Source organism: Halolactibacillus alkaliphilus (assembly GCF_900115465.1).
Lineage (GTDB): Bacteria > Bacillota > Bacilli > Bacillales > Amphibacillaceae > Halolactibacillus > Halolactibacillus alkaliphilus.
In genome coordinates this window covers 14,531-28,178 of the sequence record NZ_FOWN01000001.1, presented here as the reverse complement: position 1 = coordinate 28,178, position 13,648 = coordinate 14,531, and the positions used below count along the sequence as shown (strand labels likewise).

Sequence of the window (13,648 nt, the reverse complement as noted above, 5' to 3'; positions counted from 1 at the left end):
GCCTAACCTACCATAGTCGTAAGTTAGACATTGAGCTTAATTCTGCAATAAATCAATAATACGTTGTAAATCTTTAGTACTGTAGTACTCTATCTCAATTTTACCTTTTTTCTTACCTTGGTTGATTTTCACGCTTGTACCAAAGTGTTGTTGTAACATATGTTCTTGTTCTGTGAGGAAAATATCTTTTTTAGGTTTTTGCTTAGTTTTAGTTTCTTTTTCTTGATTTAATGATTGGATTAATTGCTCTACTTGACGAACATTTAACTTTTCAGTCGTAATCTTCTTCACTACCTTATCAAGTAAGGCCTTATCCTTTAACCCTAATAACGTACGCCCATGCCCCATCGACAGTTCACCATTATTAATCATCGCCGTTACTTGAGCGGGTAGTTGTAGTAACCGTACGAGGTTTGCAATATGCGGCCGACTTTTCCCTAGTTTTTGAGCTAAATCTTCCTGCGTTAAGCTGTGGGACTTCATCAAGTTTACATATGCCTGCGCTTCTTCTATCGGTGTTAAGTTTTCACGCTGTAAGTTTTCAAGTAAAGCAAGTTCCATCATGCGTTGGTCATCCATTTCTTTCACGATAACCGGTACCGTCTTAAGTCCCGCCTCTTTCGCGGCACGATAGCGCCTTTCACCTGCAATAATTTCAAATCCTTTAACGGACTCTCTTACTAAGAGTGGTTGAATGATGCCATATGTTAAAATAGATTGCTTTAATTCTTCAATTGCTTCTACCTGAAATGTTTTTCTCGGTTGATATGGATTCGGACGACATCTCGATAGCTCCACTTCCGCCACTTGAGCATCACGGACCACTTCATTTTCATTTAGTTCTGGAAAGAACGCATTAATGCCTTTACCTAGACCTCTAGCCATTTGACATCACTTCCTTCGCTAATTCAAGATACACTTCCGCTCCACGTGACTTTGGATCATAAGTAATAATCGGTTGTCCGTGACTAGGCGCTTCACCTAAGCGAACATTGCGGGGAATAATGGTTTGATACACTTTGTCTTGGAAATATTTCTTTACTTCCTCAATGACCTGTAAACCTAAATTCGTTCGCGCATCAAGCATTGTGAGAAGAACACCTTCTATTTGAAGCGACTTGTTTAAGTGCTTTTGCACAAGCCTTACAGTATTAAGTAGCTGGCTCAGTCCTTCAAGCGCATAATATTCACATTGCACTGGAATAATGACACTATCAGATGCAGTTAGAGCATTTAATGTCAATAACCCTAGTGATGGCGGACAATCAATAATAATATAATCATAATGAGAAACAACAGAAGCTAGTGCTTTTTTTAACCTTGCTTCTCTTGAGATCGTTGGTACTAACTCAATTTCTGCACCTGCTAATTGAATCGTTGCTGGCACAATATCTAGATTTTCTACGTTTGTAGAGATAACGACATCCTTTGCTTCTAAGTCTTCAACTAAGACGTCATATATACATTGATCAACGTCTGCTTTATTTATGCCTAGCCCACTTGTAGCGTTACCTTGTGGGTCTATATCGACAAGGAGTGTCTTGTGGCCATAATAAGCTAAACACGCGCTTAGATTAACGGATGATGTGGTTTTCCCTACGCCGCCTTTTTGGTTGGCAACGGCGATTACTTTTCCCATGGTAACACTCACCTCAAATTTAAGAACTTCTTTTCTATTCTATCACTATTTTTAAAATTATACAGTCAAAAAAACATATATAAACATATTAAGTCAAATTTCTTATAATCTAAGTTAGCAAATGCAGGACAAAATACATTTACTAGCTAATATTTCTTAAAAAAGCCCTCAAAGACCCTAACCAAAGTTTTAATCGAGACTGTTACCAATCATATTTATACGTCTTTTACTGATATACCCAATCGAAAACTTGAATCGGTTTAATTCTCGACGTATCATAACATTTGCTTATAGAGAAAAACGACAATCCTAGTGATTGCCGTTTCGTTACTACTCATGCTATATATCAAGCATTCTTTTTAGGGATTTTTATCGTGATTTGGTAATAATCATCAAGATCTTGCTCATCTGTTTCTAGATTAACACCTGTATCAGAGACCATCGTCAATGATTGTCTAATCGTATTCATAGCAATCCTGACGTCTTTACTAACACCCTTAAATTGCGGCCTTTTAGGTTTTTGTTTCGGTTCAAGAACAAGCTTAATCCGTTCTTCTGTCTGTTTAACATTGAGGCCTTTTTCAATGATTTCAGCTAGAACTTTGTTGATTTGATCCTCATCTTTTAACCGAATCAGTGCTCGCGCATGACGTTCTGTAATCTGTTTGTCTGTAATCGCTTGATGAACAGTTTTAGGAAGCTTCAGTAAGCGCAGTTTATTTGCAATCGTTGATTGGCTCTTACCAAGACGCTGAGCTAAAGCTTCTTGTGTGAGGCCGTGTAAATCAAGTAAACGTTGATATGCTTGTGCTTCTTCAATGACTGTAAGTTCTTCTCGTTGAAGGTTTTCAATTAGAGCGACTGAAGCTGTTTCTTTATCATTCATCTCTCTTATTATTGCCGGGATTGTCTCCCACTGTAATGAACTTACTGCTCTAAAGCGTCGTTCACCGGCAATGATTTCATATCTTTTTTTGTCATCATCGATCGTTCTTACGACAATCGGTTGGATCATACCATGGGTATGAATTGTCTGGGCTAACTCTGCAATCTTTTCTTCGTTGAAGATTGAACGCGGTTGATAACGGTTCGGAGTAATTTCTGCTAGTGGAAGTTGCATCACTTCATCCGGATTAATTGTCTCATCAATGACAGCTTCGATTGTTTCGACCTCTTCTTCCTTTATTTGCTCTTTTTCACCCATACCAAATATGCGACCAAATGGAGGTAACATACTATACACCACCTTTTCTTCCGTCTTACCGTTTCTATTATTAAAAAGAATGTTTCACGTGAAACATTTAATGCTGTTACTACTTTTTATCTTCTGCTCTTTGTCCATACCTCTACCATTCTATCATATATTCTGATAAAAATATGCGCTAAACATTGAAAAAGTATCGAATATCTTTTTACTAGATGACAAAATCCCCATTATGATAATGGGGATTTATTTGGTGTTCCTGGTTTTCTTGGATATTGTTTCGGCGTCTGACGACGTTTTAAAATTCTTACGATATTCCGTTCACCCTGGTCTTCTGGTAAATCAAAGGTGAAAATACTATCAAGCTCACCGCCAAGTAATTCAATCGCATTTTTTGCTTCTTTCAATTCTACTTCTGCATTTGGCCCTTTCATCGCAATAAACTGACCACCTGTTTTTACTAACGGCAAACAGAGTTCACTAAGAACCGATGTTTTTGCCACAGCTCTTGCCAGAACTAGGTCAAAACTATGTCTAAACTGCTTATTACGTCCAAATAATTCGGCTCGATCATGATAAAATGCAACATCTGTTAATTCTAACTCTGCTGCTAAATGGTTTAAAAAAGTAATGCGTTTTTTTAAAGAATCAACAATGGTCACTTTTAATTGTGGGAAACAAATTTTAAGGGGCAAACTTGGAAAACCTGCCCCTGCACCCACATCACAAACAGTTAACGGCTCTTTAAAATCAACATAAAAACTTGCGGTTATCGAATCATAAAAGTGTTTTAAATAAACTTCTGTTTCTTCCGTAATCGCTGTTAAATTAATTTTTTCGTTCCATTCAACCAACGTTTTAAAGTAAATATCAAATTGCTTTATTTGGTGATGAGACAATTCAATGCCTTCCGCTTTTAATCGTGCAACAAATTCCTCTATAGTCATAAAACGTTCCTTTCTAAAATGTCATTAGACATGTCGTTAACTTAGCGATCTTCGTCAGACAAACGTTTAATCTGACCTTGTTCAATATAAACAAGCAAGATTGATATATCCGCTGGATTAACACCAGAAATACGAGATGCTTGTCCCATTGATAATGGCCGTACTTTTTCAAGTTTTTGGCGTGCTTCTGTCGCGAGACTACTGATTGCTTTATAATCGATATCTTCTGGAATGACTTTGTTCTCCATTTTTTTCATTCGGTCAACTTGTTGACGTGATTTCGTGATATAACCCTCATACTTCACTTGAATTTCAACTTGCTCTTTTACTTCAAAGTCTAGTGGACTCTCTTCTTCTAATACCCGCTCAATCACATCATACGTCACTTTAGGACGGCGCATCAGCTCTAAGGCCTTTAATGGTTCCCTTAAGTCAGTTTCCCCAATATCAGCAAGAATCTGATTAAGTTTCTCACTTGGCTTAACGACGATTTTACTCAGTCGTTTTTTCTCAGCTTCAATAGCAACTACTTTCGCTTCAAATGCCTGATAGCGTTCCTCAGAAATTAAACCTAAGTCATAACCAATTTTCGTTAGACGTAAATCCGCATTATCATGACGTAATAGCAAGCGATATTCTGCTCGTGAAGTAAGAAGACGATAAGGCTCATTTGTACCCTTTGTTACAAGATCATCAATTAAGACACCAATATATCCTTGTGAACGGTCTAAAATAAGCGTGTCTAGATCTAAAGCATGAGCCGCAGCATTAATGCCCGCCATTAAACCTTGACCTGCTGCTTCTTCATAACCTGATGTCCCGTTGATTTGACCTGCAGTATATAACCCAGAAATATTTTTAACTTCTAAAGTTGGCCATAATTGGGTCGGGACGACCGCATCATATTCAATCGCATAACCTGAACGCATGATTTCAGCTTCTTCTAAGCCTGGAATTGAACGTAACATTTTATGTTGAACAAATTCTGGTAATGAAGTGGAAAATCCTTGGACATAAACTTCTTCTGTCTCTCTTCCCTCTGGCTCTAAAAAGATTTGGTGACGTGGTTTATCATGAAATCGCACCACCTTATCTTCAATTGATGGGCAATAACGAGGCCCTGTACCTTTAATCATACCTGAATACATCGCTGAAAGACCGAGATTGTCATTAATAATCTCATGGGTTTCTTCTGTCGTATACGTCAACCAACAAGGAATTTGATCTGAGATTTCTTCCGTTGTTTCATAAGAGAAATGCCGTGGATTCTCATCTCCAGGCTGAATTTCTGTTTTACTGTAATCAATCGAACGTGAATTGACTCGAGGTGGCGTACCTGTTTTAAACCGGACAATTTCAAAACCAAGTGACTCAAGATTTTCTGCCAACTTAATCGATGCCCGTTGATTATTTGGTCCAGATTCATATGACACATCGCCGATAATAACACGGCCTCGCATAAAGGTGCCCGTTGTAATGATGACTGACTTTGCATAAAAAGCTGCCTTTGTCTCTGTGACAACCCCTTTGATCACACCATCTTCTACAAGTAACTCTTCCACCATCGCTTGACGTAAAGTTAAATTATCTAACTGTTCTAATTGATATTTCATTTCTTGAATATAAAGCGGCTTATCTGCTTGTGCTCTTAAAGCACGAACGGCAGGACCTTTCCCAGTATTCAACATCCTCATTTGAATGTATGTTTTATCAATCACTTTCCCCATTAATCCACCTAAGGCATCGATTTCTCGAACAACAACGCCTTTGGCTGGTCCACCAATCGATGGATTACACGGCATAAAAGCAACCATATCTAAATTTAATGACAACATTAAAGTCTTTGCCCCACGTTTAACAGCAGCATGTGCTGCTTCTACCCCTGCGTGTCCGGCACCTACAACAATAACGTCATAATGACCTGCATCATACATGTTTATCTTTATCCCCTTTGTTTTATTACTTTCCTAAACAGAATTGTGAAAATAGCTGATCAATTAAACTATCTTGAACGGTATCACCAATAATTTCTCCGAGTAGTTCCCAAGCGCGTGTCACATCTATTTGAATCAAATCAAGTGGCATCTCACTCTCAATCGCAAAAGTCGCTTCAACTAGGCTTTGTTTTGCTTGATTAAGCAGTTGAATATGACGCGCATTTGATACATACGATAAATCACTGGATTCAATGCCTCCCGTAAAGAACGTGTCAGCAATTGCTTCTTCTAATTGATCAATACCTTCCTCCTCAATCAGAGAGGTTGTGACTACTGGTTTTCCATCAATCAGGCGCTTGACCTCATCATGGTCAAGTGTGGCATCTAAATCTGTCTTATTGATCAATACAATAACTTCCATATCTTGAACAATTTCTAATAGCTGACGATCCTCATCTGTCAGAGGTTCATTATTATTAAGGACAAGTAAAATTAAATCCGCTTCATTTAATACTTGACGCGAGCGTTCAACACCAATTTTTTCAACCAAATCCTCTGTTTCTCTAATACCTGCTGTGTCTACAAGACGCAAAGGCACGCCACGCACATTCACATACTCTTCAATGATATCACGTGTCGTCCCTGGAATATCAGTGACAATTGCCTTATTTTCTTGAACGAGTGCATTTAAAAGTGACGATTTCCCTACATTTGGTCGCCCAATAATCGCCGTTGAAATGCCTTCACGTAAAATCTTACCTTGTCTTGCCATTGCAAGTAATTTAGTAATTTCTTCTGAGACGAGCGTAATCCGTTCATTTAATAAGTTGAGCGTCATTTCTTCTACATCATCGTACTCTGGATAATCGATATTAACTTCAACATGCGCGACCGTTTCAATAAGTTGTTGACGTAATCGCGTAATGAATTTCGATAATTTACCATCTAATTGTCTAACCGCTACATGCATCGCTTTATCCGTCTTCGCACGGATCAGGTCCATGACCGCTTCTGCCTGTGATAAATCAATTCGGCCATTAAGGAAAGCTCGTTTGGTGAACTCACCTGGTTCCGCTAGTCGCGCCCCGTGATAAAGCGCAAGTGTTAATAAACGGTTAACAGAAGCTAATCCACCATGACAGTTAATCTCAACGACATCTTCACGGGTAAATGTCCTTGGACCCCGCATGACACTTACCATCACTTCTTCTATCATTTCTTCTGTTTCTGGTTCGACAATTCGGCCATAATGAATCGTATGACTATCAACTACCGTTAAGTCTTTTCCTCGATACATTTTATTCGCAATCGCTAAAGCTTTGTCCCCGCTTAAGCGAACAATCGCAATGGCTCCTTCACCTAATGGCGTTGATATTGCCGCAATTGTATCTAATTCCATCATTTTTTACACCCCACTACATATATTTTCTTCATCTATTTTAATCTAACTCATTATGTCTTAATCAATACTTATCACTAACTAATTAGAATATCATAAAAAAGAATAAAATAATAGCCATACACTTATCCACTGTGGATAAGTGTATGGCTATTTCAGCACCTGTTATACACAGGGTGTTTTTCATTTATCTTTAGGGTGTTATTCACAGATAGATCCTTCGCAAATTTATACCCACATTTACTTGATGATTTCACATGATACATCGCTTTATCCGCTTGTTGAATCAACTCCTCTAACGTATCGCCATTGGTTGGATAATGGCTAATACCAATCGATGGAGAGGTAAATACCGTCGTCTCTTTTATTATAACTGGTGTTTCAACAACATTAACCAATTGTTGTGCTAACTGTTGCATCACATCTTCTGATGACGCATGAACAATGAAGGTAAACTCATCTCCTCCTAATCGCGCAATGACAGCATCTTGGTCGTAAGATTTAATGGTCAGTTTTAATCTTTGAGCAATATCAATGAGTAACCTGTCACCTATATGATGACCTAGTGTATCATTGATTGCCTTAAAGTTATCTAAATCTAGAAAACCGATATAAAAAGGGCGCTCTCGATGATTTAATAACCCGTGGTTTAAGTCATAGTGAAATGCACTTCGATTTTTTAATCCTGTTAAACTATCATAATATGCTAGTTTTTTAACTTGCTTTTGTTCTTTAATTTCCGCTGTTATATCCTTACCAATACCAAACATCCCTGTAAAAATCTCCTCAACTAAAATTGGGATGACCGTTAGTTGAATGATTCGATGATCAGCGGCTGATTCAAGTTGACACTGATAACGTTTCGTTTCTCCTTGATAGAGTTTTAGTTTGTCCGCAATGAGTTGATCACGGTCTGAGTTTTTAAGGACTACTAGACTATAAGTCCCAATCAGCTCCTCTTTGGATCGTTTAAACCATTGACATGTCACATCATTGACGCTAGTAAAATAACCTTCTGAATCAATAGAAAACACCGCGTCTGGATGGTAATGAAACAGTGATTTATAACGCTGTTCACTGATAGCTAAATCAATGGTCTTTTTTTCATATGCTTGTACAAGATAATGGTTTTCTAGTATTACAAATATTTGACGGGCAACAACTAAGATAAATGTTACCATTGCCCCCATCAATAATACTGTATCTTTTCTTTCATCAATCACTAATAATATAAGGAGAAGAAAAACATTCACATAAGGTAAAATATAATGACGAATCCGCTTTTTACGGTATGTATCCGTAGCACGTGTATAAACATCGTCCCTATAGTAAAAACTTCCGGCAATTAGCATAACCGCAAGACTAAATAACGGATCGATCCAACTCCCTGAGTCATAGCTATAGTGAATCATCATATATAAGTAACTGACATCCGCTATAATTTGAATAGCTACACCAATTAATAATAGCCTTAGCGCTTTATTTAAATGGAGGTAGGAAGAAACATAATAGATCATCAAAAGACCAAACAGCAATAAGACATCACCTACTGGATAAATAACAGATACAATAATTTCAAATAAACGTATTTCCCCATCAAAAACAAGGGGTTCAATTAAAAAATACCACGCAAGACTAATCAACACCACCATAATCATTGATAAATCCAAGAGAAACTTAATCAAACTATATTTTCTATCTGGGTGAACAACCTTATAGCCAACAGCCATCAAATAACCAAAAAGCTGAAGCAAATAAAATACATCATGTAGCCCTGGATAAGGCACGTTAATTTTGAAGATAGATTCATAGGTAAACCAAATGATCTCTGCAATTAAAATACTCCCTGTTCCAAATAACAACCAACACCATAACGCTCGGTCTGATGTTGTTAATTTAATCGATGGAACGAGCCATAAAAAAGCAACGACTATACTAATAATAGAAAAAATATTACTACCAAATGTTCGCAGGACGTAATGATCAGCAAACAAGGATACCCATAAAAAATATAGGGTTGTAAGTCCTAGACTAATAACTAGAATATCATGTCTTTTTGAAAGTTGTGGCATAGAAAGTGTCCCCATTCAACTTAATAATTTATGTAGAAGCTACCATTTAGTCCTTAACAATACTAAAAATACTAAATAATAATTGTAAGTATATTTATTATACACAGCTTAATAGACTTATGCATGTCAGCACCTATAATACGTAGACTATTTTAGAAATCATATCGTTACGTTTATAACGTAGGACGCTAGTATATAATAGATGGACTAGATAAGGAAATCGATAAAGATCTATACTCGCTCATAAAAGTAGGACTATTTTTTAACACTATTCTTAAAAGCTTGACAATTGATAGGTAATTACGGAATTTTTAAGGATACAGACTTATGACTTGCATTTTATGCTATAATCGGGCAGGATTAAATTTGTACAAAAACTATACATTTCGGAGGAACATTTATGTCATACAAAAAAATAGCTTTATGGAAAAGTATTAAAACCCATGCAATTCTTATTTTAGTAACGGTGTTACTTATTAATACCACACTATCAACTTTTATGTTGTATTTAATTGAAATGACGGGGATTAATTTAGGTATTGTCGGTACCTTCTTATCAAGTTTTATGAATATCATTTTAGCGACCATTCTCATTGCCGTTTTTTTGAACTATTACATTATTCGCCCTATTCAACACATGGAAAAAAAGATTTATCAATTTGAACAAGGTGATCAAACCGTAAGGATTCATTCAAAGAATTTTAATGAAATTGGTCGCTTGGCTGATCGTCTTAATCACTTATTTAACACGATTAATCAAGCTGAACAACAAAAGCAAAGAGAAATCAATGGTATTGAAACAAAAACAGCGACTCTTGCTTCTGACCTTGATACACTAACAACAAATATTGAATCACTCGGCAAATCCTTCGATAAAGTATCTACGACAACAACTGATCAACTGAGTACATTCGAAGAAACCACAGCACTGACTGACGAAATGAAACAGCATTTTGCACATATTACTGATACATTATTAGCAGTAAATACTGATTTTCAACAGATGAAAACTCAAACAACTAAAGGGAGTAAACAAGTGACGGCTTCTTCTAGCGCTATGCGCCGCATTGCGAAAGAAGCAAGTGAAACAAAAGTTCTTGTACATACGTTGACAGCTGAAATTGAAAGGATTCAAGATATCGTTGAACTGATTAATGATATTGCTGAACAAACGAATTTACTTGCACTTAATGCCTCGATCGAAGCGGCACGTGCTGGTGAACACGGAAAAGGGTTTACCATTGTTGCTGACGAAGTTAGAAAACTGGCAGAGCGTTCGGTTGATGCAACATCCAGTGTCAATGATACAGTTCAAAGTATCTTAGCGAATGTCCATGCCTTTACAGAAAAAACTGATCAACAAGCAAATACAATTGATGATGAATCAGAAAAAATATTAGCAATTAATAAAGAATTTTCGTATTTTACTGATCACATCCAAAAAACTGTGACAACAATCCATGATGTTGCCCAAAAAGCAACAACCATTCAATCATCTAGCCAAGAAATCGCGACCGCAATGACGGACGCTACACATAAATCTGAAGAAACAACAACTGATATTTTAAACACACAAGATCAATTAATTGATGAGATAACAGCTTTAAAAACCATTCGAGAAGATATCTTTAAACTAAAAGAGCTCTTTCAAACAGAAGCATTACTGGATGATTAATTCCATACCTCCACATGGGTCTAAACGACAAATGTGGAGGTTTTTTAATTAAGAAGTATAAAAAAAGGGTATATAGAAGAAATAATACGTTTGAGGGGGAATGTTCGATGAAATACGCAAAAATCATTACTTGGCTTGGCTTACTGGCTATGTCCGCTGGTTTACTAAATGGCTTCATCAATGGTGACTTTTTCATAGATGGCGCAGCACTTTTTGAAAATCCATGGGGAGTTATGTCACTGATTGACTTATATGTTGGATTTGTACTATTTTCTTTATGGATTGTTTACCGAGAATCATCAAAAATTTCCATATTTATCTGGGTCTTAGCTATGATGATTCTTGGCTTTTTTACCGCCTGTATTTATATTTTAATTGCGCTCTATACATCAGATGGTGACTGGGATTATATCTTTCATGGTAAGAAAGGAAAGATATCATGAATCGCCTACAAGAATGGAAAGAGCAGCTACAACTAGTCTTTGAAAAGAAAACGATTGATGCGCTGATTCCACCTGTTCTCTTTTTTCTAATAATCCAGTGGTTTACACTCGAAGTAGCAAGTATTATAACTTTTATTTATTTAATTGGTTTAATCATTTATCGAAAAATAAAAAAAGACACTGGAAAATATGCCTTTGTTGGGGTTATTGGTGTCATTATTTCCATTGGACTGAGTTTACTTTCTGGTGATGCGATTAACTTTTATTTACCGAGCCTTATTTCAACAGGTTTTATCGTCCTTGTCTGTTTTGTCTCACTGTTAGTTAAACGTCCCATTGCAGCTCTATTAAGCCACTTAACTCGAGGTTGGCCTCTTGAATGGTACAAGCGAGATGATATCTCTCCTGCTTATCAGTACGCAACAATCATTTGGGGGACTTACTTTTTGTTTCGTTTAATTTTACAAGGCTACTTATATTTTACCAATCAGTTCTCCAACTATTTCTTCTTCAATACTGTCCTTGGTACACCCATGACGATTATGATGTTAATTGGCAGCTATGTTGTCGGTGTTAAGACATTAAGAAACCGACAAGGTCCGAGTGTAGAAGAGTTTGAACAAGGAAAGGCACCGCCTTTTGAAGGACAGCAACGTGGATTTTAAAGTAAGAGATCTCAACGTCGCTCATCGGTTAGGCTTCATACGCCCTTTATATGTTGGCTAAGTTAGTAAAATTTACAACTATTCTACGAAAATTAAAACAGGCAGGATGTCACCTTTATAGCGACATCCTGCCTGTAGTTTTGAGTATATTTCAACTCGATAAATTTCAGCTTATTTTTTTACTGGCTTAATCACAACGTGGCGATTAGGCTCTTGACCATCTGAAAAAGTTTCAACACCTGGTAGTTGTTGAAGCGCACTATGAATGACCTTACGTTCATAAGATGGCATTGGTTCTAATGTAACTGATTTTTTTGTTTTTATTGCTTTATCTGCAAGACGCGTCGCTAATTGCTCTAATGTAGCCTTGCGACGTGAGCGATACTCTTCAGCATCAACAACCACACGATAGCGTATTGCTGATTGGCGATTTAACATAACCTGTACAATATGTTGTAAAGCATTTAATGTTTGGCCGCGTTTGCCGATAATCATCGCAATTTTCTCACCAGATAACTCAAATGTAACGGATTGATTTTCTAACGTTGTCGTGACAACAACATCAGCAGAAAAAGCTTGTGCAATCTCTTTTAAGTAAAGCGCGGCTTGTTCAATTGGATTCTCTTTGACTGTCACTTTGACAATCGCACGTTTTGATCCAAACAAGCCTAACATCCCTTTTTTACCTTCTTCAATAACTTCAATATCAACTTGGTCCTCTGAGGTGTTAAGTTGCACTAACGCTGATTGGACCGCATCTTTGACTGTTTGTCCAGAAGCAGTTACCTGTTTCACTAGTTATTTCCTCCCGAAGTTTGCTGGAATTTAAATGGCTTACGAATAAAAATCGTTTGCAGTACCATAAAGACGTTACCAACAACCCAGTATAAAGCAAGGGCAGCTGGGAAGAACATTGACATAACACCAATCATGATTGGCATCATGTAAAGCATCATCGTCATTTGTGGGTTCCCTGCATTTTGCGTCATATTTGTGCCTGCCATCGTTAACTTTTGTTGTAAGAACGTTGCACCTGCTGCGACAATAGGTAAAATGAAAAATGGATCAGGCTGTGATAACTCAAACCATAAGAAACTTCCATCTTGTAAACCTGGTGTCCGCATAATCGCATGGTATAATCCAATTAAAATCGGCATTTGAACGAGCATCGGTAAACACCCTGCCATTGGATTAACATTGTACTCTTTAAATAACTTCATTGTTTCTTCTTGTAATTTTTGTTGTGTTTGCGCATCTTTTGAGCTGTATTTTTCTTTGATTTTATTTAACTCAGGTTGTACTTCTTGCATCGCTTTTGAGCTTTTTAATTGTTTCACGTTAAGTGGAACGAGAACTAAACGAATAACAAGGGTTACAACGACAATCGCCCAACCAAAACTACCACTAAATAAATTCGCAGTTGATGTAATAAGCCAAGATAACGGATAGACAAAATATTCATCCCAAATCCCATTACTTTCTGCGGTAATTGGTGCGTTAATATCTCCACACCCTGACAATAATAAAACTAAACCAATTAAGGCCACTAACAAAAAGACCTTTTTACGCATGTTCTTCCTCCTTAACATATATTCATTCATATATGTGAAACTCATAAGTTATTTTATCATTATCTTTACGGGAATACTAGAAAAAGCCCAAGCTTT

The 13,648-nt window shown here is 37.0% G+C and carries 12 protein-coding genes; 3 read left to right on the top strand and 9 right to left on the bottom strand.

Going from position 1 to position 13,648, the window contains the following annotated elements:
* Positions 1–36 precede the first annotated feature (36 nt).
* The 7 genes from BM163_RS00125 to BM163_RS00095 all read right to left on the bottom strand — a co-directional run bounded on the left by BM163_RS00125 (position 37) and on the right by BM163_RS00095 (position 9,198).
* The gene (locus BM163_RS00125; protein WP_089798957.1) at positions 37–885 is read right to left on the bottom strand and encodes a ParB/RepB/Spo0J family partition protein; all 849 of its coding nucleotides are present in this window, start codon (positions 883–885) and stop codon (positions 37–39) included.
* On the bottom strand, positions 878–1,639 hold the full coding sequence (locus BM163_RS00120; protein ID WP_089798955.1) for a ParA family protein: 762 nt from the start codon (positions 1,637–1,639) through the stop codon (positions 878–880). Before BM163_RS00120 ends, BM163_RS00125 begins: the two co-directional genes overlap by 8 nt.
* Positions 1,640–1,985: 346 nt before the next feature.
* Entirely contained in the window at positions 1,986–2,873 is an 888-nt protein-coding gene (gene noc, locus BM163_RS00115) for a nucleoid occlusion protein (RefSeq protein WP_089798953.1), read from the bottom strand.
* A gap of 200 nt (positions 2,874–3,073) precedes the next feature.
* Complete coding sequence (gene rsmG / locus BM163_RS00110; RefSeq protein WP_089798951.1) at positions 3,074–3,790, bottom strand: 16S rRNA (guanine(527)-N(7))-methyltransferase RsmG; 717 nt, start codon at positions 3,788–3,790, stop codon at positions 3,074–3,076.
* Positions 3,791–3,831: 41 nt separating this feature from the next.
* Positions 3,832–5,724 carry a tRNA uridine-5-carboxymethylaminomethyl(34) synthesis enzyme MnmG gene (gene mnmG / locus BM163_RS00105; protein WP_089798950.1) on the bottom strand — a complete coding sequence of 631 codons (1,893 nt, stop codon included), beginning with the start codon at positions 5,722–5,724 and terminating at the stop codon, positions 3,832–3,834.
* A 25-nt stretch (positions 5,725–5,749) separates the two neighbouring features.
* Positions 5,750–7,126, bottom strand: coding sequence for a tRNA uridine-5-carboxymethylaminomethyl(34) synthesis GTPase MnmE (mnmE, locus tag BM163_RS00100; protein WP_089799333.1), 1,377 nt, complete (start codon positions 7,124–7,126; stop codon positions 5,750–5,752).
* 155 nt (positions 7,127–7,281) lie between these two features.
* Positions 7,282–9,198 (bottom strand): sensor domain-containing diguanylate cyclase, encoded by a 1,917-nt coding sequence (locus BM163_RS00095; protein ID WP_170243651.1) that lies wholly within the window; start codon positions 9,196–9,198, stop codon positions 7,282–7,284.
* Between the two features lie 400 nt (positions 9,199–9,598).
* On the opposite strand from BM163_RS00095, the gene BM163_RS00090 reads away from it, so the two are divergent.
* The 3 genes from BM163_RS00090 to BM163_RS00080 all read left to right on the top strand — a co-directional run bounded on the left by BM163_RS00090 (position 9,599) and on the right by BM163_RS00080 (position 11,981).
* Complete coding sequence (locus BM163_RS00090; RefSeq protein ID WP_089798946.1) at positions 9,599–10,873, top strand: methyl-accepting chemotaxis protein; 1,275 nt, start codon at positions 9,599–9,601, stop codon at positions 10,871–10,873.
* Positions 10,874–10,980: 107 nt separating this feature from the next.
* On the top strand, positions 10,981–11,316 hold the full coding sequence (locus tag BM163_RS00085) for a DUF1475 family protein (RefSeq protein WP_170243650.1): 336 nt from the start codon (positions 10,981–10,983) through the stop codon (positions 11,314–11,316).
* Positions 11,313–11,981, top strand: coding sequence for a DUF3159 domain-containing protein (locus BM163_RS00080; RefSeq protein ID WP_089798943.1), 669 nt, complete (start codon positions 11,313–11,315; stop codon positions 11,979–11,981). Before BM163_RS00085 ends, BM163_RS00080 begins: the two co-directional genes overlap by 4 nt.
* Positions 11,982–12,152: 171 nt before the next feature.
* On the opposite strand, the gene jag is transcribed toward BM163_RS00080, so the two are convergent.
* Together jag and spoIIIJ are read right to left on the bottom strand one after the other, a co-directional pair.
* Entirely contained in the window at positions 12,153–12,776 is a 624-nt protein-coding gene (gene jag, locus BM163_RS00075) for an RNA-binding cell elongation regulator Jag/EloR (protein ID WP_089798941.1), read from the bottom strand.
* On the bottom strand, positions 12,776–13,552 hold the full coding sequence (gene spoIIIJ, locus BM163_RS00070) for a YidC family membrane integrase SpoIIIJ (RefSeq protein ID WP_089798939.1): 777 nt from the start codon (positions 13,550–13,552) through the stop codon (positions 12,776–12,778). Before spoIIIJ ends, jag begins: the two co-directional genes overlap by 1 nt.
* Positions 13,553–13,648 lie beyond the last annotated feature (96 nt).

Bases quoted from the DNA above. Each gene is read 5' to 3' on its own strand.
- BM163_RS00125 (WP_089798957.1), bottom strand. From the start codon at position 885: ATGGCTAGAGGTCTAGGTAAAGGCATTAATGCGTTCTTTCCAGAACTA.
- BM163_RS00120 (WP_089798955.1), bottom strand. From the start codon at position 1,639: ATGGGAAAAGTAATCGCCGTTGCCAACCAAAAAGGCGGCGTAGGGAAA.
- noc (WP_089798953.1), bottom strand. From the start codon at position 2,873: ATGTTACCTCCATTTGGTCGCATATTTGGTATGGGTGAAAAAGAGCAA.
- rsmG (WP_089798951.1), bottom strand. From the start codon at position 3,790: ATGACTATAGAGGAATTTGTTGCACGATTAAAAGCGGAAGGCATTGAA.
- mnmG (WP_089798950.1), bottom strand. From the start codon at position 5,724: ATGTATGATGCAGGTCATTATGACGTTATTGTTGTAGGTGCCGGACAC.
- mnmE (WP_089799333.1), bottom strand. From the start codon at position 7,126: ATGGAATTAGATACAATTGCGGCAATATCAACGCCATTAGGTGAAGGA.
- BM163_RS00095 (WP_170243651.1), bottom strand. From the start codon at position 9,198: ATGCCACAACTTTCAAAAAGACATGATATTCTAGTTATTAGTCTAGGA.
- BM163_RS00090 (WP_089798946.1), top strand. From the start codon at position 9,599: ATGTCATACAAAAAAATAGCTTTATGGAAAAGTATTAAAACCCATGCA.
- BM163_RS00085 (WP_170243650.1), top strand. From the start codon at position 10,981: ATGAAATACGCAAAAATCATTACTTGGCTTGGCTTACTGGCTATGTCC.
- BM163_RS00080 (WP_089798943.1), top strand. From the start codon at position 11,313: ATGAATCGCCTACAAGAATGGAAAGAGCAGCTACAACTAGTCTTTGAA.
- spoIIIJ (WP_089798939.1), bottom strand. From the start codon at position 13,552: ATGCGTAAAAAGGTCTTTTTGTTAGTGGCCTTAATTGGTTTAGTTTTA.